This window comes from Flavobacterium sp. SH_e (assembly GCF_025717045.1).
Lineage (GTDB): Bacteria > Bacteroidota > Bacteroidia > Flavobacteriales > Flavobacteriaceae > Flavobacterium.
On sequence record NZ_JAOVZN010000002.1, the window covers coordinates 178,798 to 203,593 of the forward strand.

General features: G+C 32.6%; 28 protein-coding genes. 14 read left to right on the forward strand and 14 right to left on the reverse strand.

Annotation, left to right across the window (positions count from 1 at the left end; genetic code table 11):
• Positions 1 to 14: 14 nt before the first annotated feature.
• The gene (locus tag OD917_RS03800; protein WP_263522470.1) at positions 15 to 998 is read right to left on the reverse strand and encodes a PorV/PorQ family protein; all 984 of its coding nucleotides are present in this window, start codon (positions 996 to 998) and stop codon (positions 15 to 17) included.
• Between the two features lie 274 nt (positions 999 to 1,272).
• On the opposite strand from OD917_RS03800, the gene OD917_RS03805 reads away from it, so the two are divergent.
• Entirely contained in the window at positions 1,273 to 1,989 is a 717-nt protein-coding gene (locus OD917_RS03805; protein WP_263522206.1) for a CDP-alcohol phosphatidyltransferase family protein, read from the forward strand.
• Between the two features lie 10 nt (positions 1,990 to 1,999).
• Positions 2,000 to 2,854 (forward strand): glycoside hydrolase family 25 protein, encoded by an 855-nt coding sequence (locus OD917_RS03810; RefSeq protein WP_263522207.1) that lies wholly within the window; start codon positions 2,000 to 2,002, stop codon positions 2,852 to 2,854.
• A 63-nt stretch (positions 2,855 to 2,917) separates the two neighbouring features.
• Here the strand turns inward: OD917_RS03810 and lptB are convergent, their stop codons facing one another.
• The 4 genes from lptB to OD917_RS03830 all read right to left on the reverse strand — a co-directional run bounded on the left by lptB (position 2,918) and on the right by OD917_RS03830 (position 6,008).
• On the reverse strand, positions 2,918 to 3,658 hold the full coding sequence (gene lptB / locus OD917_RS03815) for an LPS export ABC transporter ATP-binding protein (RefSeq protein WP_029272155.1): 741 nt from the start codon (positions 3,656 to 3,658) through the stop codon (positions 2,918 to 2,920).
• Between the two features lie 226 nt (positions 3,659 to 3,884).
• Positions 3,885 to 4,235, reverse strand: coding sequence for a carboxymuconolactone decarboxylase family protein (locus OD917_RS03820; RefSeq protein WP_111285129.1), 351 nt, complete (start codon positions 4,233 to 4,235; stop codon positions 3,885 to 3,887).
• Positions 4,228 to 5,043 carry a twin-arginine translocase subunit TatC gene (gene tatC, locus OD917_RS03825; protein ID WP_263522209.1) on the reverse strand — a complete coding sequence of 272 codons (816 nt, stop codon included), beginning with the start codon at positions 5,041 to 5,043 and terminating at the stop codon, positions 4,228 to 4,230. The genes OD917_RS03820 and tatC overlap by 8 nt, the downstream gene beginning before the upstream one ends.
• On the reverse strand, positions 5,043 to 6,008 hold the full coding sequence (locus tag OD917_RS03830) for an SIS domain-containing protein (protein ID WP_263522211.1): 966 nt from the start codon (positions 6,006 to 6,008) through the stop codon (positions 5,043 to 5,045). Before OD917_RS03830 ends, tatC begins: the two co-directional genes overlap by 1 nt.
• Positions 6,009 to 6,094: 86 nt before the next feature.
• Here OD917_RS03830 and OD917_RS03835 point away from each other — a divergent pair, with 86 nt between their 5' ends.
• Entirely contained in the window at positions 6,095 to 8,290 is a 2,196-nt protein-coding gene (locus OD917_RS03835) for a RecQ family ATP-dependent DNA helicase (protein ID WP_263522212.1), read from the forward strand.
• 69 nt (positions 8,291 to 8,359) lie between these two features.
• Here OD917_RS03835 and OD917_RS03840 read toward each other — a convergent pair whose 3' ends face one another.
• A complete protein-coding gene (locus OD917_RS03840; RefSeq protein WP_263522213.1) occupies positions 8,360 to 8,599 on the reverse strand; it encodes a hypothetical protein in 240 nt (79 codons plus the stop codon).
• 412 nt (positions 8,600 to 9,011) lie between these two features.
• Here OD917_RS03840 and OD917_RS03845 point away from each other — a divergent pair, with 412 nt between their 5' ends.
• From OD917_RS03845 to OD917_RS03865, 5 genes are all read left to right on the forward strand, one after another.
• Positions 9,012 to 10,571: an NAD(P)/FAD-dependent oxidoreductase gene (locus OD917_RS03845; protein WP_263522214.1), complete on the forward strand. Its 1,560-nt coding sequence runs from the start codon at positions 9,012 to 9,014 to the stop codon at positions 10,569 to 10,571.
• A gap of 68 nt (positions 10,572 to 10,639) precedes the next feature.
• A complete protein-coding gene (locus OD917_RS03850) occupies positions 10,640 to 11,335 on the forward strand; it encodes an SMI1/KNR4 family protein (RefSeq protein WP_263522215.1) in 696 nt (231 codons plus the stop codon).
• Between the two features lie 131 nt (positions 11,336 to 11,466).
• Positions 11,467 to 12,168, forward strand: coding sequence for an SMI1/KNR4 family protein (locus OD917_RS03855; RefSeq protein ID WP_263522216.1), 702 nt, complete (start codon positions 11,467 to 11,469; stop codon positions 12,166 to 12,168).
• Between the two features lie 102 nt (positions 12,169 to 12,270).
• The gene (locus tag OD917_RS03860; protein ID WP_263522217.1) at positions 12,271 to 12,759 is read left to right on the forward strand and encodes a hypothetical protein; all 489 of its coding nucleotides are present in this window, start codon (positions 12,271 to 12,273) and stop codon (positions 12,757 to 12,759) included.
• A gap of 10 nt (positions 12,760 to 12,769) precedes the next feature.
• Entirely contained in the window at positions 12,770 to 13,861 is a 1,092-nt protein-coding gene (locus tag OD917_RS03865) for a hypothetical protein (RefSeq protein ID WP_263522218.1), read from the forward strand.
• Positions 13,862 to 13,994: 133 nt separating this feature from the next.
• Here the strand turns inward: OD917_RS03865 and OD917_RS03870 are convergent, their stop codons facing one another.
• The 3 genes from OD917_RS03870 to OD917_RS03880 form a co-directional block, all read right to left on the reverse strand.
• Positions 13,995 to 14,954 (reverse strand): quinone oxidoreductase family protein, encoded by a 960-nt coding sequence (locus tag OD917_RS03870; protein WP_263522219.1) that lies wholly within the window; start codon positions 14,952 to 14,954, stop codon positions 13,995 to 13,997.
• Positions 14,955 to 15,095: 141 nt separating this feature from the next.
• Entirely contained in the window at positions 15,096 to 15,479 is a 384-nt protein-coding gene (locus OD917_RS03875; protein WP_263522220.1) for a cupin domain-containing protein, read from the reverse strand.
• 533 nt (positions 15,480 to 16,012) lie between these two features.
• A complete protein-coding gene (locus OD917_RS03880) occupies positions 16,013 to 17,416 on the reverse strand; it encodes an aminopeptidase P N-terminal domain-containing protein (protein ID WP_263522221.1) in 1,404 nt (467 codons plus the stop codon).
• Between the two features lie 251 nt (positions 17,417 to 17,667).
• Between OD917_RS03880 and OD917_RS03885 the strand changes: the two genes are divergently transcribed.
• Entirely contained in the window at positions 17,668 to 18,105 is a 438-nt protein-coding gene (locus OD917_RS03885) for an META domain-containing protein (RefSeq protein WP_263522222.1), read from the forward strand.
• Between the two features lie 72 nt (positions 18,106 to 18,177).
• Here OD917_RS03885 and OD917_RS03890 read toward each other — a convergent pair whose 3' ends face one another.
• The 5 genes from OD917_RS03890 to msrB all read right to left on the reverse strand — a co-directional run bounded on the left by OD917_RS03890 (position 18,178) and on the right by msrB (position 21,673).
• A complete protein-coding gene (locus OD917_RS03890; protein WP_263522223.1) occupies positions 18,178 to 19,410 on the reverse strand; it encodes an RNA polymerase sigma factor in 1,233 nt (410 codons plus the stop codon).
• 57 nt (positions 19,411 to 19,467) lie between these two features.
• A complete protein-coding gene (locus OD917_RS03895; RefSeq protein ID WP_263522224.1) occupies positions 19,468 to 19,803 on the reverse strand; it encodes a YciI family protein in 336 nt (111 codons plus the stop codon).
• 80 nt (positions 19,804 to 19,883) lie between these two features.
• A complete protein-coding gene (locus OD917_RS03900; protein ID WP_263522225.1) occupies positions 19,884 to 20,264 on the reverse strand; it encodes a carboxymuconolactone decarboxylase family protein in 381 nt (126 codons plus the stop codon).
• Between the two features lie 241 nt (positions 20,265 to 20,505).
• On the reverse strand, positions 20,506 to 21,114 hold the full coding sequence (gene msrA, locus OD917_RS03905) for a peptide-methionine (S)-S-oxide reductase MsrA (protein WP_263522226.1): 609 nt from the start codon (positions 21,112 to 21,114) through the stop codon (positions 20,506 to 20,508).
• A gap of 7 nt (positions 21,115 to 21,121) precedes the next feature.
• Positions 21,122 to 21,673, reverse strand: a complete 552-nt coding sequence (msrB, locus tag OD917_RS03910; protein WP_263522227.1) for a peptide-methionine (R)-S-oxide reductase MsrB — start codon at positions 21,671 to 21,673, stop codon at positions 21,122 to 21,124.
• A 323-nt stretch (positions 21,674 to 21,996) separates the two neighbouring features.
• Here msrB and idi point away from each other — a divergent pair, with 323 nt between their 5' ends.
• From idi to OD917_RS03935, 5 genes are read left to right on the forward strand one after another with little or no spacing between them, the layout of a single operon-like run.
• Positions 21,997 to 22,524: an isopentenyl-diphosphate Delta-isomerase gene (idi, locus tag OD917_RS03915; RefSeq protein ID WP_263522228.1), complete on the forward strand. Its 528-nt coding sequence runs from the start codon at positions 21,997 to 21,999 to the stop codon at positions 22,522 to 22,524.
• 23 nt (positions 22,525 to 22,547) lie between these two features.
• Entirely contained in the window at positions 22,548 to 22,958 is a 411-nt protein-coding gene (locus OD917_RS03920; RefSeq protein ID WP_111285162.1) for a 6-carboxytetrahydropterin synthase, read from the forward strand.
• A 3-nt stretch (positions 22,959 to 22,961) separates the two neighbouring features.
• Positions 22,962 to 23,420 (forward strand): peroxiredoxin, encoded by a 459-nt coding sequence (locus tag OD917_RS03925; protein ID WP_263522229.1) that lies wholly within the window; start codon positions 22,962 to 22,964, stop codon positions 23,418 to 23,420.
• A 56-nt stretch (positions 23,421 to 23,476) separates the two neighbouring features.
• On the forward strand, positions 23,477 to 24,445 hold the full coding sequence (locus OD917_RS03930) for a type I phosphomannose isomerase catalytic subunit (protein WP_263522230.1): 969 nt from the start codon (positions 23,477 to 23,479) through the stop codon (positions 24,443 to 24,445).
• Between the two features lie 57 nt (positions 24,446 to 24,502).
• Positions 24,503 to 24,769, forward strand: a complete 267-nt coding sequence (locus OD917_RS03935) for a hypothetical protein (RefSeq protein WP_012022371.1) — start codon at positions 24,503 to 24,505, stop codon at positions 24,767 to 24,769.
• Positions 24,770 to 24,796: the final 27 nt, after the last annotated feature.

The following is a 24,796-nucleotide window of genomic DNA, read 5'->3' on the forward strand; positions in this document are numbered from 1 at the left end:
TTATGGTTTATAATTTACCTAAAGATTCCTAAGTCTACTTTCAATGAAAATATATTAGAATATAATGCTGTACTTTGATTTCCTAAATCAGTTAAGGCATAATCAATTTGAATGCCTTTGTATCTAAATCCTAAACCAATATTAGGCTGAAAATTCACTTTTTCGGTATTGTCTAATTGCGTTACATTCTGAAAATTTCCTGCGCCAGCTCTCACGAAAACTAAATCGGTATAACCAAATTCAAACCCTAGAGCTGGGTCTATACTTACTACTTTTGATGAAATAATATCATTGGTCTGCTCAAATCGCATATTTAAGTTTGCTGAAGTTACAAGACTGCATTCGTTATGAAAATCAAATCTTTTTGAAACGCCTAATTGTGCTTTTGGCAATGTTATTTCTGTGCTTTCTGGTAATTCGTTATTTTCTCCCGGAATAGCATTTGCAATTTTTGCATATTCCTCTTCATCAATATTCCAGATATTGTAAGTCGTTGTAATATCTCGAAGCATTAATCCGAATTTCCAATCGTTTCTTTCAAACTGAAGTCCTATGTCAAATCCGAATCCCCAAGAATTGGCAAATTTCCCAATTATTCTTCGAATTACTTTTGCATTAACACCATATTGAAATCCGTCTACAGGAAGTTTTCTCGCATAAGAAAAAGTAAAACCATAATCTGCTGTAGAAAAAAGGCTGATTCTGTTATAGTCGATATTTCCTTGATTGTCGATTAATTGTGTGGTGTCCATAATATCATCAACTCCAAAACGAATCATCGAAATTCCCCAAGCACTTTGATCATCAATAGGACTTGCATAACCAATGTAGTCATATTGCGCAATATTCGCAAAATAACTAGCGTGCATTAAAGCAATTTCATGGTCTTCAAGATGTGTTAATCCTGCCGGATTCCAATAAACAGCATTGACATCTTTTGTTGAAGCGACAACTGTACTTGACATTCCTAATGCAGCTGCATCGACACCAATATTCATAAACTCGTTCGAATATTTTCGAACGGTCTGGCCGTATTGCGAAGTGAAACTCCAAAATAATATAAATGCAAAAAGCTTCTTCAACTGATTATTTTTTGCAGACAGAGGTCTGTGTTAATTTTTATCAAAAATATAATAATTTACTCATCTAATAAGTTCATTTCCCTAAATATTCTGAAAGTCGAGCTTAGAAATAAAAAACTATTGTAAAAACTCGTTTTGCATTGACTTATTATGCTAAATTTGTTCTCTACCATTATCAAAATTTCAAACTATGAATATCAAAAAGCACATTCCAAATCTAATTACATTAATTAATCTTTTCTGCGGTTGCGTTGCAATTGTTTTTGTTTCTGAAGGCGATTATTTAATGGCTTTTTATATGGTTTGTCTAGGAATCTTTTTTGATTTCTTTGATGGTTTTTTTGCCAGATTATTTAAAGTTTCTAGTCCGCTTGGACTACAATTAGATTCTTTGGCAGATATGGTAACAAGTGGTGTTGTGCCAGGTTACGTCATGTACAGTATGTTTGCAAGAGGCGGTGATCAATTAGGAAATCAAACAATTGTTCCTTTTTTAGGATTTATTATAACTTTAGGTGCCTGCTACAGATTAGCCAATTTTAATATCGACACGCGTCAGACAGATTCGTTTATTGGTTTGCCAACTCCTGCAAATGCCATTTTTATTATTAGTTTGCAAATAGTTCTGGATATGTATGCAGATTCATCACTTATAATTCTTGAAGTATTGACAAATCAATGGGTTTTATTGCTTATTACTTTGGGCAGTGCTTATATTATGAATGCTGAAATTCCGTTATTTTCTTTAAAAATTAAAAAATTCAATTTAAAAGATAATGCACTTCAAATCGTATTTCTGATTATTTCAGTATTAATGGTTATTTTGCTTCAATATATGGCAATTCCATTAATTATTGCTTTCTACGTTTTATTGTCTATTATTAATAATTTGTTTTTGAAGAAGTAGTTCTATTGTAATGGCAAGAAAAACAACTTACCGTAAAACATATTCGAGAAAACCAGCTGGAAGATCTTTTCTAAGCAGACTTTTTCGGTCTATTCTTTTGATTTTTTTTGCGCTTTTATTCATTGGAATAATATATCATTATCGAAAAGGATTGGCTTATTATTTAGGATTTAAATCTGAAAAAGTTTTAGACGAAGATGAGGTTGACAAACACCTTTCTGATGTTCGAAATATTCGTGTTCTTGAAAATCATAAAGGGAAGGTAATTGGAATTGATGTTTCTGAATTTCAAGGCAAAGTCGATTGGGATGAAGTTGAAATTTTGGACGAAAAATATCCAGTTCAATTTGTTTTTATTCGTGCTACAGCAGGAAATGATCGTGTTGATAGACAATTCAAAAGTAATTGGGAAGGAGCAAAGGAGAATAAAATCATGCGCGGGGCTTATCACTATTATCGCCCGAATGAAAATTCTATCGAACAAGCTGATCTTTTTATCAAAACAGTAAAATTGCAGAAAGGAGATCTTCCGCCAGTTTTGGATATCGAAAAATTGCCTAAAAATCAGCCTTTAGATAGTTTGAAAAAAGGTTTGAAACGTTGGTTGAATAAAGTTGAGAAACATTATCAAGTTCGCCCTATAATTTATTCAGGAGAAAGATATTATTCGGATTTTTTAAAAGAAGAATTTAGCGAATATCTTTTCTGGATTGCCAATTATAATTTCTACAGAGAAAAAATTGAAGATGATTGGCTGTTTTGGCAGTTTACAGAAAAAGCTTCTCTGCCAGGAATTAAACATCGCGTTGATGTTAATATTTACAATGGTGACTTAGAGCAATTGCATTTTATTACAGTTGAATAAGTTTACAGTCTCAGTTTACAGTCTAGCAAATACTGAAAACTGAGACTGAGACTGAATACTTTTTTAAAATTCCAATTTCTTTTTACGAAGCTCGAAGTTTTGTCCAAGGTAAACGCGACGAACCATTTCGTCTTCTACTAATTCTTCTGGAACTCCTGCTTTCAGGATTCCACCTTCAAACATTAAGTATGTTTTATCAGTAATAGCAAGCGTTTCCTGAACGTTATGGTCTGTAATTAAGATTCCGATGTTTTTATTTTTTAATTGGGCTACAATTCGCTGAATATCTTCAACTGCAACAGGGTCAACTCCAGCGAAAGGCTCATCCAATAAAATAAATTTTGGATCGGTTGCCAATGCACGTGCAATTTCAGTACGACGACGCTCACCTCCAGAAAGTAAATCTCCTCGGTTGGTGCGGATATGTTCTAAACTGAATTCTTCAATTAAACTTTCCATTTTGGCAATTTGCTCTTCTTTAGAAAGCTTAGTCAATTGTAAAACGCTCAAGATATTGTCTTCAATACTTAATTTTCTAAAAACAGAAGCTTCTTGTGCCAAATAACCAATTCCTTGCTGCGCACGTTTGTACATCGGATAATCAGTAATGTTTAAATCGTCAAGATAAATATTTCCTTGATTTGGTTTTACCAATCCCACAATCATGTAAAAAGATGTTGTTTTTCCAGCTCCATTTGGTCCCAAAAGACCTACGATTTCTCCTTGATTTACTTCAACAGAAATTCCTTTTACAACACTACGTCCTTTGTAAGTTTTGATTAAATTATCGGCTCTTAGCTTCATTTTTTCAATTAGATAATTAGATAATTAGAAAATGAGATAATTGGAAAAACTATCTCAAATTCAATTTTATAATTTGATTTGAAAGGCAAAATAAATTTAAAATAATCAATTCGGTAAATCAATTAACAAATTATTTCGTTTTCAAAATTTAGAATTTGTGCTTCAAGATTAAATAATTAGAGTATTTCAAGAAATTATCTGATTATCAAATTGGCACATTTCCTAATTACTTCCCAGCTTCTTCAAGAGCTTCCCAGAATTCGTAAGCTCTTCTTAAATGAGGAATAACAATTGTTCCTCCAACAAGAGTTGCGATTCCCATTGCTTCCATCATTTCTTCTTTAGAAACGCCTTCTTTATAACTTGTTTCTAAATGGTATTTTACACAGTCGTCACATCTTAAAACAGTTGATGCAACTAAGCCTAAAAGTTCTTTTGTTTTTACATCAAGAGCGCCTTCTGCGTAAGCATTGGTGTCAAGATTGAAAATTCGCTTCACAATTTTATTATTGTCAGCAAGCAGTTTTTCGTTCATTTTAGAACGATAATCGTTAAATTCTTGAATTATATCAGGCATTTTCTTTTAATTTATTTTTATAAACAATTTTCGAAATAAGGATGCTGACTTCATAGATAATTAACATCGGAATTGCAACAATGGTCTGACTTACAACGTCTGGCGGAGTTACAATTGCGGCGATAATTAAAATAATTACTACAGCATATTTCCAGTATTTTCTCAAGAATTCAGGAGTTACTAATCCTAATTTCGTTAAGAAATAAATAGCGATTGGCAATTCAAAAAAGAGTGCACTTCCCAAAATACTCGTTTTAACCATTCCCATGTAAGACTCGAGTGTGAATTGGTTTTTTACAATATCGCTCACAGAGAAAGTCGCAACGAAATTTACCGACATCGGAATTACCACAAAATACCCAAATAATACTCCTAAAAAGAAAAGTAATGAGGAGACGAAGATGAATAGTTTTGCATTTTTTCTTTCTTTTTCATAAAGAGCCGGACTGATAAATTTCCAGATTTCCCATAAAATATAAGGAAAACTCAAAATGAATCCAGCCAAAAGACACATCCATACAAAGATGTTTACCTGACCTTCCATTTCGGTATTCTGAATAATGAAATTTAATTCTGTAATACAAATGCTGTCTGCAAATCCCAATGAATGCGATAGGTCGCAAAACCAAACATAAGTGAAAAATGTTGGTCTAATTGGACCTAAAATAATTTGATCAAATAAATAATCACTAATAAAATAAGTAACAAATGCCATGATGCATGTTGCAAGTGTACTTCTAACTAATAACCATCTTAGTTCTTCAAGATGATCCAAAAATGACATTTCGCCAAGATTTTTTTTTGCCATTATACGATTCCTTCTTTTAAAATGTCATGTAAATGTAAAACGCCTTTGTATGTTCCTTCGTCGGAAACAATTAACTGAGTAATCGAGTAATCTTCTAAGATATTTAATGCATCAACAGCCATTGTCTCAGACGAAACCATTTTTGGGTTTATCGTCATGATATCCCTTGCTGTTAAATCTGCTATCGAATCTCGATCGTTTAACATTCTTCTAATATCTCCATCGGTAATAATTCCGATTATTTTATCATTTTCAACAACAGCTGTAACACCAAGTCTTTTCTCAGAGATTTCAAAAATCACTTTTTTGACAGATGTATCAGGAGCTACGGTTGGTTTTAGTGAGTTTTCGATCATATCTTTTACACGAAGCAATAGTTTTTTTCCTAATGCACCGCCCGGATGATAAACTGCAAAATCTTCTGGTTTAAAATCACGCATTTCCATCAAGCAGACTGCCAAAGCATCACCAATAACAAGTTGTGCTGTAGTGCTGTTTGTAGGAGCTAAGTTAATTGGACAAGCTTCCACGTCAACTGTAGCATTCAAAACATAATCTGAGCCTTTTGCTAAAAATGAAGTTACATTTCCTGTGATAGCAATTAGGGTGTTTCCAAATCGTTTTAATAATGGAACCAAGACTTTAATTTCTGGACTGTTTCCACTTTTCGAAATACAAATAATAATATCATCATTTTGGATCATTCCAAGATCACCATGAATTGCTTCTGCAGCATGCAAAAACATAGATGGAGTTCCTGTAGAGTTAAAAGTAGCAACCATTTTTTGAGCAATGATGGCACTTTTTCCGATTCCCGTAACGATTAAACGACCTTTGGTTTCATAGATACGCTGGACTGCTTCGTAGAAATTTTCGTCCAGAAAATCAATTAATTTTGTAATTGCTTCACTTTCAGAGAGTATTGTTTTTTTGGCAATTGCCAATATATTTTCTTTTGTGATCAAATCAGAATATTTAAAATTTGTATGTATAAAAGAAAGTTGTATCTTTATGTGTTGCAAATTTATACAAAATACCATTAATATAGAGAATGAATTCAAACGAAATTGAAATACATAAAGAATTAAAGAAGTATTTCGGCTTTAGCCAATTTAAAGGCTTGCAGGAGCAAGTTATTACGAGTATTTTAGGTAAAACAAATACTTTCGTAATTATGCCTACGGGCGGTGGAAAGTCTCTTTGTTATCAATTACCCGCTTTAATTCAGGAAGGAACGGCAATTGTTGTTTCTCCTCTGATTGCTTTGATGAAAAACCAAGTTGATGCAATTCGAAGTCTTTCGTCTGAAAATGGAATTGCTCACGTATTAAATTCCTCACTTACCAAAACAGAAATTGCACAGGTCAAAAAAGATATTACTTCTGGATTGACCAAACTTTTATATGTTGCTCCAGAATCTTTAACAAAAGAAGAATATGTTGCTTTTTTACAAAGTGTGCCAATTTCTTTTGTTGCTATTGACGAAGCGCACTGTATATCAGAGTGGGGTCATGATTTTAGACCAGAGTATAGAAATCTAAGACACATTATTAAGCAATTAGGTAAAGTGCCAATTATTGGTCTTACTGCAACTGCAACTCCAAAAGTTCAGGAAGATATCCTGAAAAACCTTGATATGTCTGATGCGAATACCTTTAAAGCATCATTCAACAGACCGAACTTATATTATGAAGTTCGTACAAAAACAAAAAACATCGAGTCGGATATTATTCGATTTATCAAACAGCACAAAGGCAAATCTGGAATTATTTACTGCTTAAGCCGTAAAAAAGTAGAATCTATTGCCGAAGTTTTACAAGTAAACGGAATCAGTGCTGTTCCTTACCATGCAGGTTTAGACGCAAAAACACGTGCAAAACATCAGGATATGTTTTTGATGGAAGATGTAGATGTGGTTGTGGCAACTATCGCATTTGGAATGGGAATTGATAAGCCAGACGTTCGTTTTGTAATTCATCACGATATTCCAAAATCTCTTGAAAGCTATTACCAAGAAACTGGGCGTGCTGGACGTGATGGTGGCGAAGGACATTGCTTGGCTTATTACTCTTATAAAGATGTAGAAAAGCTAGAGAAATTTATGTCTGGAAAACCAGTTGCCGAGCAGGAAATTGGTTTTGCCCTTTTACAGGAAGTGGTGGCTTACGCCGAAACCTCAATGTCGCGCAGAAAATTCCTTCTTCATTATTTCGGGGAAGAATTTGACAGCGAAACAGGCGAAGGTGCCGATATGGATGACAACGTTCGTAATCCAAAACATAAAGTAGAAGCGAAAGAACAAGTAGTTAAATTGCTTGAAATTGTTCGTGACACGAAACACATTTACAAATCAAAAGAAATTGTCTTTACTTTAATTGGCCGAATCAACGCAGTAATTAAAGCACATAAAACAGATACTCAGCCTTATTTTGGTTCTGGTTCAGACCATGACGAGAAGTATTGGATGGCATTATTGAGACAAGTTTTAGTTACAGGATATTTGTCTAAAGACATTGAAACATACGGCGTTATAAAAATTACGCAAGAAGGTCTAGATTTTATTAAAAGTCCAGTTTCATTTATGATGTCTGAAGACCATGAATATACTGAAGCCGATGACGAAACTATTGTAACTGGTGGAAAATCATCAGGAACAGCAGATGAAGTTCTAACAGGAATGCTTCGTGAACTTCGTAAAAAAGTGGCTAAAAAACTTGGAGTTCCGCCATTTGTGGTTTTCCAAGATCCTTCAATTGAAGATATGGCGCTTAAATATCCTATTTCTATCACCGAATTATACAATATTCATGGTGTAGGAGAAGGAAAAGCCAAAAAATACGGAAGCGAATTTGTTGCTTTAATTAGCCGTTATGTTGATGATAACGATATTATTCGTCCAGACGATTTAGTAGTAAAATCTACAGGAGTAAATTCTGCCAACAAATTATATATCATTCAGAATATCGATAGAAAACTTCCATTAAGTGATATCGCTTCTGCGAAAGGTTTAACGATGGATGCTTTGATCAAAGAAATGGAACAAATTGTTTATTCTGGAACTAAGCTGAATATCAAGTATTGGTTAGACGATATTTTAGATGATGATCAGCAAGAAGAAATTCATGATTACTTCATGGAATCAGAATCAGATAAAATCGAAGACGCTCTTAAAGAATTTGATGGCGATTACGATATTGACGAATTACGTTTAATGCGTATTAAGTTTATCAGTGAAGTTGCTAACTAGTTATAAGTTAAATGTGAGATGTAAAATGTATTTTTCGATACAGACATCTCACATTTTTCATTTCACATCTTACTCAGAATAAACTTCCCCACGATGCGGTTTCAAAGCATCTCTTACTTGAATCATATTTTCGTCGGTTACGACCATAAAAGCTATGGAGTACATTTCGTCTATGATTTTAAATCCTGTAATATTTAGTGGTAGTTTTTCGATTGCGATATATTCTTTTAAATGAATTTCGTGATGTTCTGCTGTTTTTGCAGAAGCGGGTCCACGGAAATCCCAAATCAATTTTATTTTTCTAGACATTTTTTTTAAGTTGCAAAGGTTCAGAGTTGCAAAGGTACAAAGTCTTTTTTAAAAAGGTTCTGAGGTTCTGAGATACTGAGGTTCTAAGTTTTTTTTTAAACTGTTCTTGAAGAAATCTTTTTAATCCAAATAGTCTGTGGCTAAAAATAAATCGCAAAGGATTTAGAAAGAGGAAATTTGTTGCGTAATTAACCGCAAAGGTCGCTAAGATTTAATTTTACTTTACTTATAGAAAATATAAAGTTCGCAAAGCTTTGTATCGATATAGCTTTGCGAACTTTGTGTTTTTCTAAAACTTTACCTTTAAAAAAACTTAGCGCACTTTGCGGTTAATTATATAAAGTCAGTTCAAAATAGTACTTTTGCATCTTCTTTTCATAGAAAGAAAAGCTAATAGAATAAAAACACAAAAATGCCTAAAGAACTTTTACTTCAAGTTACACCAGAAATTGCTGCAAACGAATCATTGCTAAAAGACCATTTGTCTAAGCAAATTAAAGTTTCTGCTCAAGAAATTCAGCACGTTTCAATTTTAAAACGCTCTATTGATGCACGTCAGAAAGCGATTAAAATCAATTTGAAAGTTCTTATTTATTTAAAAGGCGAACCTTTTCAGGAAACGAAAATTGAACTTCCTATATACAAAGATGTTTCAAAAGCACAAGAAGTTATTGTAGTTGGCGCAGGCCCAGCGGGACTTTTTGCGGCATTGCAATTAATCGAATTAGGTTTAAAACCAATTGTTTTAGAACGCGGAAAAGACGTTCGAGGCCGTCGTCGTGACTTAAAAGCGATAAACCGTGAACATATCGTAAACGAAGATTCTAATTATTGCTTTGGCGAAGGAGGAGCAGGAACCTATTCTGACGGAAAGTTATATACACGTTCTAAAAAACGAGGTGATGTAACTAGAATTTTAGAACTTCTGGTAGCTTTTGGAGCTTCTGAAGATATTTTGGTTGAAGCGCATCCTCATATTGGGACTAATAAATTGCCTAAAATTATTGAAGACATCCGAAATAAAATTAGGGAATTTGGCGGTCAGGTTTTATTTGAAACTCGTGTTGACGATATTTTAGTAAAGAATAATGAAGTTGAAGGAATCGTAACGCAAAATGGAGATAAAATTCACGCCAATAAATTGATTTTGGCAACAGGACATTCCGCGCGTGATATTTTTGAATTATTAGACAAAAAGAAAATTTTAATAGAAGCAAAACCTTTTGCTTTAGGAGTTCGTGCAGAACATTCTCAGGAATTAATTGACAGTATCCAATACAGCTGTGATTTTAGAGGAGAACATTTGCCACCAGCGCCATATTCTATTGTAAAACAAGTTAACGGACGTGGAATGTATTCATTCTGTATGTGTCCTGGAGGTGTAATTGCGCCATGCGCCACAAGTCCGGGAGAAGTGGTTACAAACGGTTGGTCTCCATCTAAACGTGATCAGTCTACAGCAAATTCTGGAATTGTGGTCGAATTGAAATTGGAAGATTTTAAACCTTATGCAAAATTTGGAGCTTTAGCAGGAATGGAATTTCAAAAAAGCATCGAACAAAAAGCGTGGTATTTGGCGGGTGAAACACAAAAAGTTCCAGCTCAAAGAATGATTGATTTTACAAAAAGCAAAATTTCAGCTGATATTCCAAAAACTTCTTATGTGCCAGGAACGACTTCGGTTGAATTGGGACAAGTTTTTCCAGGATTTTTAACTCAAATTATGCGTCAAGGATTTCAGGATTTTGGAAAATCAATGCGTGGTTATTTAACCAATGAAGCCATTTTGCATGCTCCAGAAAGTAGAACTTCGTCGCCGGTTAGAATTCCGAGAGATGCTATGACTTTAGAGCATTTGCAAATCAAAGGTTTATATCCTTGCGGAGAAGGTGCGGGTTATGCGGGCGGAATTATTTCTGCAGCAATTGATGGCGAAAAATGTGCCTTAATGATTGCGGAATCCTTGAAATAATCAATTTTATTTTGTAGTAAAAGTTTTATATTTTTGTATGATATTTTAAACTTTTAAATCTAGATAAAATGACACTGCAAGATATTGAGAAGAAATATGGATTCGAATTCCCACTTTTGTACAAACAATTAGAAGCAGAAGGTATGCTTAATGTTGGAGAATACGGACCTAATTGGTCTTCTGAAGTATATCCAAAATTAAAAGAGAATCCGTCTTTGCTTTTACATTCTTATGATTTTGAACTGCTTAATTTAGATGGAGTTAATGAGGAAATAAAACAACTTAGAGATCCAGAAGATTATCGTCAGATTAGAAAGGAATTTAAATTTATTCCTTTTGCACAAAGTTATGGTGGAGATCACTATTGTTTTTTCTTAAATGACGAAAAAAATGGTGAAATGCCAATAGTTTTTCTCTCACATGATACAATTGAAGCAGATTATTTAGCAAAAAATTTACAAGATTTTATTTTTAAAATGTTTTTGACCGATATGGCATATTTTGATAATGAAGATGTTAGTGATCAAGAACTTAAAAATAACCTTGAAAGTATGTTTAAAACTCATAAAAAATACTTAACACAGCAGCAGCAAGACATTTTACAAAATGTATTAAATAGGGAAATTATAAATTATGAAATTTCATTTTCTTATGGTAATGAAGAAGCAAAAGGATTATTAACTGATGATGAAAAGAATAATTTGCTTAATGAAATTATTCCTTTCGATAAAATGGGTACAAGTTTTGAATATTCAGATGAGTAATAAATTTAGTTTTTAGATTCAAAATGTGCCTTAATGATTGCGGAATCCTTGAAATAATTGGCTTCGCACTTTTCATGTAGGAAAAGATTGTTATCTTAGTATTCTGATTTTAATAGAATATTCCCCCAAAGATGACAATACAAGAAATCGAAAAAAAATACGGATTTGAATTTCCGCTCTTATACAAACAGTTAGACGCAGACGGCATGCTTGATGTCGGAGAATACGGTCCAAATTGGTATACAGAGGTTTATCCTACTTTAAAAGAGAATCCGCCTTTACTTTTACATTCGTATGATTTTGAATCATTGAATTTAAAATCTGTTGCTGAAGAAATCGAAGAACTTCAAGATCCAGAAGATTATCGCAATATATTTCCGGAATTTAAATTTATTCCATTTGCTAAAAGCGGCGGCGGCGATCATTATTGTTTCTTTTTGAACGAAGAAAATAATGGCGATGTGCCGATTGTTTTTGTTTGGCACGACATGAATGAAGTGAATTATCTAGCAAAAAATCTTCAGGATTTTGTCTTCAAAGTTTTATTGATTGATATGTCTAAACAAGACATTTACAACGAATTGAGTGACGAAGAATTTAGAGAAGATATCGAAGCCGTTTTCAAATCGCATAAAAAATATTTAACCGATCGTCAGAATTCAATTTTAGAAGAAATTTTAAAACGAGATATTATTGATTATGAGATAAATGTTTCGCCAAAAATTGTAGAATCGGCGAGAGGTTTATTAACCGATCATGAATTAGAATCGATTGTAAACGAAGTGATCCCTTTCGATAAAATGAATCAGAGTTTTAAGTATTCTAATGAATAATTGGAAACTTATCAATGAATTTAGTTTTGATAATAATTTTCGATTTTGATTTGTAAAAGTTGTTTATTTGTAATCTTAATATTACTTATTAAATAATTTGCAATGAATGTAATTTTTCATACTTCTGTTGCTGTCGGAATTACAGCTTTGTTGGTAAAAGAAAATCGAGAAATTTTTAAACCTTGTCTTTTAGCATTTTCCGTAGGAATAATTTTTCATGGTATTTTAGATTATACTCCGCATTGTTATCCACTTAATTCAAAATTAGATGTAATTTCAAGCGTCGTTATTATTGGATTATTGATGTGGAAGATCAACAAAGACAATCGATTCATTCTACTTTCATCATTTATTGGAAGTATTTTTCCTGATTTAATTGATTTATCAACAGGTATAGTAAATAAATTGTTTTCTTTTAATTTACCAGTTTATGACAAAATCTTTCCATGGCATTGGAAACAATATTCTGGATCTATTTACAATGGAGACTGCAATGTTTCATCGCTAAACCATTTGATGATTATTTTTGTAGTAGCTTTAATCTGCTATTACAAACGTTTAGATTTATATAAAGGAATTTCTGCAAATTAAAAGCAATAAGATGACAAACTTTTTCTCTAGCCTATTTGGACGCAATAACGATCCAAAATCCATTATTTCTTTTGATGTTATAGATCCGATTTACTCGTATTTATATAATGAGCAGTCAAGTCTTGAATTTAAAGTAAAAGGAATTCAGGAAAATGTGATTGTGAATTTATTTTATTTTCCAGGTTCATTGGATCATGAAGAAGGAAATGCCGAAATAAAAAAAGCAGGTTTTAATAATCCGTATGAAGTTTTAAATGAGCTTTATAAAAAAATGAATATCACAACTCTTTCTGAAGAAACAATTCAGGAAGGTTTGGAATATGATTTTATCCATATTCAATTTTATTCGGAACCGACTTTAGAAGAAAAAAAGTTCTTTAAACGTTCCATTAAAAATTTCGTCATATTTTTTTGCTGTACCAATAGTTTAGAAATTAACGATTTCAAGATGCTGTATTCAGGAAAACACTTTTTTGATTACACGAAAGGATTGCTGGAAAGCGAATTAATTGACGCAAATAATCCAAAGAATGAAAGTGAGGAAATAGGAATTAGAGATTTTAAATTGGTTTTGCAGGGAATCTGCCAATATTTAAATATCGAAATTCCGAAAACAGTCGAGCTTCCTTCAACTGAAAATTTAGTCGAAAGTGAAGAAGTAACAGAAGAAACTTTCCAAGAATTTATAAAATTAGTTTCTAGAGAAAATATTGAAGAAAAAGAATTAAAAAATCAATCGAAAATGCTTTTTGAAAATTACCAAAAAGAGAGCAGTGAATATCATGATGTTGTTGATGGTCATTTTGATTTCTTTGAAAGTATCGATGCTTGGAACAGCGATTGGAAATTCGACCCCGAAGATGCTGAATATTTTATAGGCGAAATGCTAGGGGAAGAAGATTTTACTTTTGAATACCCAGAAGAAACCTATAGCCATGATTTGTTTCCGTATATTCAATCAGAATTAAAAAAACGCGGTTTTGAATTAATGACTTACAATACAAATGGCGATAATTATTTGTTTTTTATAGCAAATAAAGAAGATGTCGGTCGAATTTTAGAATTATCAGAATTGACAAAAATTGAAGTAGATCAGCTTTAGTTGATTTAACCTCAAAGTTTGTCATCCTGACGGAGGAAGGATCACACAAGAAGCTCCGTACTGAATTTCGCCAATCTTTGTCAAATTACTAGTGTGATCCTTCCTCTGTCAGGATGACAAAAAAGGCGATTCGTTAAGGAATCAAAATAATTTTCCCTGTACTTTTTCTGCTTTCCAAGAAATCATGCGCCAATTTTCCTTCAGATAATTTAAAAGAAGTCGGTTCAGAAAGTTTGATTTTTCCATCAATAATCCAGTTGAATAATTGATTAGCTCTTTTAATTCTCTCTTCTTTAGAATTTAGGTAACTCCACAAATCGCCTCCCGTTAAGGTTTTAGAAGTATCCATTAGCATTCTCGGATTTACTGGTTCTGGATCTCCGCCAGCCATTCCGAAGAAAACTACTTGTCCGCATTCTTTGGTGACTTCAAAACTGTCTGTCAATGTGCTTCCAATGCTATCATAAACTACATCAACGCCTTTTGGAACAACTTTAAAAATTTCAGATTTCCAATCTTCGCTATATAAAAAGACATGATCAGCGCCTTGTTCATAAGCTGCTTTTGCTTTTTCTGCAGATGAAGTTAAACCAATAACTTGAGCGCCCAAAAGTTTACTGATTTGCGTTAGAATCTGCCCAACGCCGCCCGCAACAGCATGAATTAATACAGTTTCATCTTTTGCTGTTTTATGACTGTCTGTAGCTAAATAATGTGCTGTTAAGCCTTGCAATAAGGCAGAGGCTGCGGTTTCAAAAGAAATTTCTTTTGGCAACGGAAGAACATGATTGATATTTACAGCAACTAATTCTGCATTGGCAAAAGGAACATCGGCGAAAGCCACGCGATCTCCAATTTTATATTCTGGATGATTATTGGCATCAACAACAATTCCGGCTCCTTCGTAACCCGCAATAAAAGGCGGATTTCCTTTTAAATGATAATTTCCTTTTCGTCTATAAACATCGGCAAAATTAAATCCGATGGCTTTCATTTCGACTAAGATTTCGTCGCTTTTTAATTGTGGATTTGGAATTTCTATATATTCTAAAACATCTGAATTCCCAAAAGTAGAGAAGGTAAGTGCTTTCATTTTTAGTTTTTTGAGTTTACAAAGAACGGAAAATATATTGGCTCTATTTTAAAGATAATCTTAAAAACAAAAAAAAGTAACAACTTGAATTCAGGTTGTTACTTTGAGTTAAATTAAAAAGGTTGAGATACTGGTAATGGTTTATTTTTTAGCTTTAGGTTTTATTTCTGTTACAATCAAATTCACAGTTGTATCTCCTAAATTTTTTGCCATATGTGTAACTGCAGGTATGTACATGGCATCTCCAGCTTTAATATCCATAATAATGGGAGCTTTACCTTTATCGGTTATTTCAATTTTTCCATCAGTCAATGCATAGATGGTGTGGTCAGGATGCTGATGCCATGGAATTGTTTCTCCCGGAGTAATCTCAACTTGCATTATTCTTACTCTTTCATTCTCAAGGAGTACTTTTTTATACGCGTTAGGCGCCGCTTTTAATGGGTCTTGCGCGTAGATATTCATACTTAATATTAAAAGTAATAGTATGAATAGAGGCATTAAATTCTTTTTAATTGTTTTCATTTCATTTCTTTTTTATTGGTTAAATTTTTCCAGATTGTTTATTGCGTATTCTTTTTGAGAACTTTATCATGTTTGCGTTTTATGAAAAAGATAAAGTTCTCTTGCAATGCATTTTTTTAAATTAATGCGAAGAGGCAGATTTTTCCTAATTCGAAAAATTACGGTTAGGATATTTAGCTAGAAAAATTGGATTTCATTTTGAAGATGTGAGATCCTTAGATTTAGGTAATGCAGATTCCCATGTCGCCTGTTTGAATCCGTTGTTTTTTTTCGACTTACCTTCATTGGTTTGGGAAATTGAAGTGCGATAAATAGCGTCTATTTTGGGACTACTAATTTACGAAAAAAAGAGATGTGGAATGTTTTAAAATTAAATTATTAGTCTTGTTCTTGCTGGTAGCGCATTTGTTTTTGGTTATTTGTTTTAATCCTAATATTTTATGAAATTATAAAATAAAACCATTAGTAAATACTTTTTATTTACTAATGGTTTTATAATTGTTTTTAGGTTGCTTTTAAAAGCTTTTCAAGGTTTATATTTTCGGGAATTTTAGTTCATTAAAAGTACTTTTTTGTTTAGCCAAAGCCTCGATATCTTGCCATTTTCTTGGAGATTCTGCGGAAAGATTTTCGTATGAATCTTTAGTAATCAAAATATCATCTTCGATACGAACGCCAATATTCCACCATTTTTTATCGCATTTGCTATTTGCAGGAATATAAATTCCGGGTTCAACTGTAAAAATCATGTTCTCTTTTAAAGCGCTCATATAATTTCCTTTGTCATGAACATCTAAACCAAGAAAATGTGAACAGCTGTGCGGATAATAGATTCTAGCATCTTTTGGATCTGTAATAATTCCTAATTTAATCAGCCCATTTGCAATAACTTCTCTGGCTTTTTTGTTTAAATCCTGAAATGGAGTTCCTTCTTTACAGATTTTGAAAACTTCTTCTTGAGCTTCATAAACCAGTTCGTAAATCGCTTTTTGTTCTGGGCTAAATTTTCCGTTTGCAGGAATTGTTCTGGTAACGTCTGCAGAATAACCGTGGTATTCAGAGCCAACATCCATCAGTAACAATTGATTATCAATTTTTGTTGCATTATTATCTCCATAATGTAAAATGCATCCATTTGCTCCAGCTCCCACAATTGGCGGGTAACCTTCGCCTTCTGCGCCATAATGTCTGTGAATATAAGCGTGAATTCCGTCTGCTTCATTTTCGCTCATATTTGGACCAACCGCTTTCATTACTTCGTTGTGAGCAATACAAGAAAGTTTTACTGATTTTCTCATCAAATCAATTTCTTCTGGAGTTTTTATTTCTCTTAAAGAATTGGTTATTGTATTAAAAAGTTCAGACGCAGCTTCATTTTCAGTAGTAATTGAAGCTTTAGATTTGAAAGTTTCAATTAACCCAAAAAGATCAAAACCAGATTTATTGTTTTTAATATCTGTTGGGATTTTATCGTAAACTATTTTGTCGAATTTTTTAAATTCGATAGCAAAATCCTTGAAATCTTTTCCGTTAAAAACAGTAGTGAAACCTAATTTAGATTTTGCACCTTCAACGCCCAAACGTCTTCCTGTCCATGTTTCCTGTGCCGCATTTCTTTCTCTCACAAAAAGAACTTCGCTATATTTTTCAGTTCCTTGAGGTTCTTTAAAAATTAATAAAACTGCATCAGGTTCTTTATATCCTGTTAAATAATATAAATCAGGATTTTGATGAAAATTGTAATTAATATCTTTTGAAAAAACTCTTTCGGGATATGAAAAAACAACCGCTACAGAGTTGGTAGGCATTAAAGCTCTAAAAGCTTCACGGCGTCCTTGATGAAATTCTTTTGAAAGAAAATCTGTTGGAAGATTTTCTTGCGAATGAGTAGTTGAAAAAGTCAATACAAAGACAAACAATAATAGAAATTGCTTCATTTTTTTGGTTTTTTGTTGATGATTTCTGATTTTTTGATTGATGCAAATTACGAAAAAAATGCAACCTCCTATTCGAATTTAAATATTTGATTTGTAAGATTTTGAATAAAATGGTGTAACTTAGAGATAGAAAAATACTACTTATGATATAATGAAACTTGTAACTAGGCACGAATATTGAGAACAGAATGTTTTAGAGAATAATTTTAATCTTCAAAAACAAATTATATTAATCTTAAAATTACATTTTTATGAAAAAATACACACTTGCAATCGTTTCAGTTTTAACCTTATTATTTGCTTCATGTAAGACATCAAAAGATACTGCAAGCGCAGGTAATCTTTTTGATACTACTTGGGAATTGGAATACATTTCTGGACCAAGAATTGCTTTTGAAGGTTTATACCCTAACAAAAAACCACAGCTTACTTTTGATCAAAAAGAAACAAGGGTTTATGGTAATAATGGATGCAACGGTTATAGTGCTCCATATACTTTAAGCGGAAAATCTTTAACTTTTGGAGAAGCAGGTCCAACAACAATGATGTTTTGTGACGGTGGAGGAGAGCAAGTCTTTTTAAAACAAATCAAGCAAATTACAAGTTATTCGATTGATAAAGACGGAAAACTAAATTTAATTCAGGGAGATATTCCAGTAATGAGATTTAAAAAAGTAGCAAAACAATAAGTTAATGTTATTCAGCTTTGAGAAAGTTCTAAGTTATAGAAAAAGGGAAATGATTTTTTTTATTTCCCTTTTTTATTGAAGCAGTTCTATATTTCTGCTGATAACGTTTTTATCAGAAATTGTTTTGGCTAAGCTAAGTGCAGTTTCAAAATGCTGAAGTGCTTTTTTAGAATCAACTTCAGAATATAGATTTCCGAGTAAAGAATAATAAAAATGATTGTCGGTTAAGTTTAATTTTTCGGCTTCGCGAATGGCTTCTTCTTTGCCTTTTACTTTTGCTAAAGCGTATGTTCTGTTCAGCGCAACAATTGTTGAATATTCTAGGATAATCAGATTGTTATACAATTCGAGGATATTTGTCCATTTTTCAGGACTGTCTTGTTTAATAGTATGCCAATAAGCAATTCCTGCTTCTAAATGGTATTTTGAAAGTGTGCTTCCGGTAGATGATTGACTCAAAAAATAAGTTCCGCGATCTATTAATTCTTGATTCCAAAGCGATTGATCTTGATCTTCGTATAAAATAATTTCTCCATTTTCTCCAGTTCGAGCATCAAATCTTGACGAATGAAAACACATTAAAGCCATTAGAGCATTTGTTTCTGGAAGATTGGTGCTTTCTTTTTGAATTAATAAATAAGAAAGACGCATAGCCTCGGTACAAAGATCTTTTCTCAAAGTCGTATTTTGTGAAACAGAATAATAACCTTCAGAATACAAAAGGTAAATAGTTTTCAAGACTGTTTGTATTCGGTCTTTAACTTCAGATTGATTCGGATTTTGGATTTTTATATTTTCCTCTTTCAGTTTTTCCTTTGCGCGATTTATTCTCTTATAAATGACTTCCTTATTAGATAAAAAAGCATCTGAGATTTCGCTGATTCCAAAACCGCATAATAAATTAAGAGCCAATGCAATTTGCGCCTCTTCAGAATTACATGGATTACAAACCGTGAAAATCATCGCCAACTGACTGTCGGCAATATTTTGATCTGATAAATCAAGATCGATTTCTGGGTTGTTTAATGGAGTATTGTGTTTTATTTCGGAAACGATTTTGGTTTCAAAAACGGTATTGCGTTTTAAATAATTTTTGGTTTTATTTTTAGCAACGGTATAAAGCCATGCTGTCGGATTTTCTGGAGTTCCTTTTATCGCCCAAGTTTCAGAAGCTGTTAGAAAAGTGTCGCTTACAATATCTTCGGCAATTTCGATATGATGAATTCCGAATAAACTGCATAATACCGAAACTATTTTCTGATATTCAGTTCTAAATAAATGAGGTATAAGTTCTGGATTCTCCATAGTGTAAAATAAAATGCCTAAGTAAAGATACAAAGGCATTTTGTTAATTATTTCCAGTTAAACGGCCATTCTAATTTCTACATTTCCTCCAAAATGTAGAACGGGACAGCCTTGCGCTATTTCGGCAGCTTCATCATAATCTTTGGCTTTAATAATAATTAATCCACCAATCGATTCTTTAATTTCTACAAAAGGACCATTTGTAATTCCTTTAGAATTGACCAATTTTCCCTGTCCATCCCAACGTTGCAAAGGTCTTGCTAGTTTATCCTGCGCGGCAAGACTTCCAAACCAGTTTTGCCATTGCTGTAAATGTTGCTGCAATTCTTCTGGAGAAGGCTGTGCTTCTTTTGTTATAAAATCCCTTCTGAAAATCAATAAAAATTCATTCATTTCTTTATGTTTTATAATGATCAATTTATTTTAAGCAATATAAAGTTAATCGTTTTTAGAAAATAAAAACAATATCCAGATTATCCAAACTGGCCAACTCTATAAGATCCAGGTGTATTGGCAAAAGTAATATTAAGACGATTCCAAGCATTGATTGCAGCAATGGCAAGTGTAAGATCAATTAATTCGTCTTCTGTAAATTCAGTTTTTGCAATTTCATAGATTTCGTCTGGAACATCGCAGGCATTTACCGCTTCCGCGAAAGCAAGAGCAACTCTTTCCCTTTTTGTAAAATAAGGGGTTTCTTTCCAAGCGCTTAATCCAAATAAACGCTGCGTAGTTTCGCCATGAGCAATAGCTTCTTTTGAGTGCATATCTAAACAATATGCGCAATTGTTAATTTGAGATATTCTGAAATCTACTAATTCCATAAGAGATCTCTCGATTGTTGATTTTTTCAAATAACCACTAATTCCAAATAATGTACTAATAGCTTTTTGACCTTTTTCGAATAAATTAATTCTAGCTTCTATGATGTATATTTTTAATGTTTATACTTCAATAACAAGCGAACTTTCAGAATTGGACAAAAATGAGAAAAAAAAAATAAAAATATTTTTAGCGGAGAGGGAAAATTCAGTTTTTACAAGGGTTTTCGAAATAAAAAACCGCCCATTTTTGACGGACGGTTCTAGAATAATCTTATTTCTTTTTCAGTTTGTCTTTAAAAACCTTTTCAAATTTTTCCAGTTTTGGCTGAATTACCATTTTACAATACGGCTGATTTTTATTGTTTGAATAATAATTCTGATGGTAATCTTCGGCTTTATAAAAAACTTTAAAAGGTTCCACTTTCGTTACAATTGGGCTTTTATAGACTTTTGCTTTATTTAATTCAGCAATGATGCTTTCGGCAGCTTTTTTCTGTTCTGCATTTTTATAAAAAATCACCGAACGATATTGTGTTCCAACATCGGCGCCTTGACGGTTTAAAGTTGTTGGATCATGAACGGTAAAAAAGACTTTGAAGATTTCATTAATATCCGTTATGTTTTTATCATACGTAATCTGAACCACTTCGGCATGACCTGTTTCTCCTGTACAAACTTCTTCATAAGTTGGATTGGCAACATTCCCACCAGAAAAACCTGAAACTACAGATTTTACACCGTCTAAATTTTCATAAACGGCTTCAACACACCAATAACAGCCTCCACCAAGCGTAATGGTTTCTAGATTTGATGCTTTTTTATTTTGCGAAAAGCCATTCAGCGAAAGCGCAAATAAACATATTAAAAGTATATTTTTCATAATCAGATTATTTATTGTCAGGAATAAAGTCAAGAGCAATTGAGTTCATGCAATAGCGTTTTCCAGTAGGAGCGGGGCCATCATCAAATAAATGACCTAAATGTCCGCCACAGCGTGCGCATAAAGCTTCGATTCTTTCCATTCCAAGTGAATTGTCTTCCCTAAAAACAATACTTTTTTTGTTTTCTTGGTCAAAGAAACTAGGCCATCCGCAGCTGCTTGAAAATTTTGCAGTCGATCTAAAAAGTCTGTTCCCGCAAGAAGCGCAGTAATACGTTCCTTTTTCGTCAGTATTCCAATATTTTCCTGTAAAAGGTCTTTCTGTATCTGCCTCGCGCATTACTGCATAAACATCTTCTGGTAAGACCTTTTTCCATTCTGCATTACTGATATTTAGTTTTGTAGTATCGGTATTAGAATAATAAGGATTTCCAGATTTATTGATCACGTTTTCCGTAGAAGCCGGTTTAATGTACTTTTTATTGTTTTGTCCGCAGGCTTGCAAAATGAAAAGCGGTATTAAAAAACAAAGACTGAAAAAATGGGTTTTAGATTTCATAAACAAATAGTGGATTTTGTATTAAATCAATATTCTTTAGGATTTTGAATTTATCAATCAAAGATACGCTGAGATTCATCCCGAAATACTGAGTTTAAAATAATTGAGATTTTTTTAAGTGTGTTTTAACTTTTTATTAGTTACGTAAATAAAGACAATCTAGTTTTTATGTCTTAATTTTAACAGCTTTTAATTTTTAATGAGATTTATAATATTGTAAATCAGAAAAATAGAAATTGAATAAACATTTGGATTTTTGACAATTAGAATTAGGATTTTCAAGCCATTTCTTTTTTCGTATTTTTGTTTGCTTAAGAAGACTTATGACAGAAGAAAACGTAATATTAGTTAATCAAAACGATGAGCAAATTGGCTTAATGCCAAAATTGGAAGCACATGAAAAAGCGCTTTTGCACCGTGCATTTTCGGTTTTTGTTTTAAATGAACAAAATGAGATCATGTTACAGCAGCGCGCACATCAAAAATATCATTCTCCTTTACTTTGGACGAATACGTGTTGTAGTCACCAGCGTGAAGGCGAAACCAATATTGAAGCGGGAAGCAGAAGATTGTTTGAAGAAATGGGATTTAAAACAGACTTGAAAGAGCTGTTTCATTTTATTTATAAAGCGCCTTTTGATAATGGATTGACAGAGCATGAGTTGGATCACGTAATGATTGGATATTATAATGATGATCCAAACATTAATACAGAAGAAGTAGAAGATTGGAAATGGATGAAGATTGAAGATGTGAAAACTGATATTCAGAAACAGCCCGAAATTTATACCGTTTGGTTTAAAATAATTTTTGATGAATTTTATCATTATTTAGAAGATCATAAACTTTAATCCAAACTAACCAAAAACCTAGAATGAGAGTAACCATATCAAGAAAGGCACATTTTAATGCTGCGCATCGACTACATAGAAAAGATTGGTCATTTGAAAAGAACGACGCTGTTTTTGGAAAGTGCAATAATCCTAATTTCCATGGTCATAATTATGGTTTAACAGTAAGTGTTACAGGAAAGATTGACCCGGAAACTGGTTTTGTTTTAGATGTGAAAGTATTAGCGGATATTATACGCGAAGAAGTAGAAATTCCGTTTGATCACAAAAATCTCAATCTGGATGTTCCAGAATTTGCAGATTTGAATCCGACCGCAGAGAATATTGCTGTTGTGATATGGAATAAAATTAGACAACGAATTCACACTGACTTTGATCTAGAAGTCGTGCTGAACGAAACCGACCGCAATTTTGTAACTTATAAAGGAGAATAAAAAATGTCATTAAAAATAGGAGATATAGTTCCGAATTTTACTGCGAAAGACAACAATGGAGAACTTTTTGAAAGCCAAAGCGTTTTAGGAAGAAAGCCGCTGGTAATTTATTTTTATCCAAAAGATAATACGCCAGGCTGTACAACTGAAGCCTGCAGTTTTCGGGATCAATACGAAGATTTTAAAGATTTGGGAGCTGAGGTAATCGGGATTAGCAGTGATAGTGTAAAATCACATCATAAATTTGCTGCTAAACATCAATTGCCTTTTATTTTGCTCTCAGACCAAGATAAAAGATTAAGAAAGCTTTTTGGTGTTCGTAACAATTTGTTCGGACTTTTGCCAGGACGCGTTACATATATTATTGATAAGAATGGTTTGGTAATTTCAATATTTGACAGTGTAAATGCTGCCAAACATATACCGAAAGCCTTAGAAACTATTCAAGAATTAGTATCATAGATTACAAAAATAGTATCACAATAGAATTAATTAAACAAATATATTAGCCTAAAAACATGAGTCAGAATTTATACCCTTTGCAATTTGAACCGATTTTAAAAGAAAGAATCTGGGGAGGAGAAAAACTAAAAACAATTCTTAATAAACCAATCGTTTCTAAAATTACTGGCGAAAGCTGGGAATTATCTACTGTAGAAGGAGATGTAAGTGTGGTAGCAAATGGAGTTTTAAAAGGAAAATCTTTAATGGATTTGATTAATGAAACGCCAGATGCTGTTTTAGGTACAAAGGTTTATGAGCGTTTTGGAAAACAATTTCCGCTACTTTTCAAATATCTTGATGCAAGAGAAGATCTTTCTATTCAGGTTCATCCAAACGATAAATTAGCGAAAGAGCGCCACAATTCATTCGGAAAAACAGAAATGTGGTACGTGATGCAGGCAGATGCAGATGCTAGAATTATTGTTGGTTTTAAAGAAGATTCTAATAAAGAAGAATACTTAAAGCATTTACACGATAATACTTTGGTTTCGATCTTAGACGATGTGAAAGCAAAATCGGGAGATGTTTTCTTTTTAGAAACAGGAACAGTTCACGCGATAGGAGCAGGATTAGTTGTTGCCGAAATTCAGCAAACTTCTGATATTACGTATAGATTATATGATTTTGATCGTATAGATGCACAAGGAAACAAAAGAGAATTGCACGTAGATCTTGCTTTGGACGCAATTAACTATAATAAAGTAGATACTCAGAAAAAATATGAGTCTAAAGTAAATACTTCAAATACAGTTGTAGACTGTCCTTATTTCACAACTAATTTCCTTCCATTAGAAAATAAATTAGAAGTGGCTAAAACTGGAGAAACTTTTACAGTTTATATGTGTATCGAAGGAGAATTTGAAATTGAATATAACGGTTTCAAACAAGCCTATAAAAAAGGAGATACAGTATTAGTTCCAGCTGCAATAAATGCATTTAATTTGACTGGAAAAGCTTCTATTTTAGAAATTTACATTTCTTAGCATCAAATATTAAAGATTATATGTACTTTTGCAAACGCAAATTAAAATAAAATAAAAATGGCAAACGTTAAAAATTTAAAGAAAGACATCAACTTCGTATTAGGAGATATTATTGAGGCAGTTTACTTGTTTGAGATGTCAACAACAGGAAATCCAACTCCAGAAACGAATGCTTTGATCGATGAAGCTATTGCTGCATTTGATACTTTGATTACAAAAGTGAACGCAAAGAACGTTGAAAATAAAAAAGCACACTTCAAACAAATTAATGTAGAATTAGAACAAACTGCTAATCAATTGATTGAAAAAATCAACGCATTATAAGAAAAAAAAAGTGTAAAAAAGTGTAAA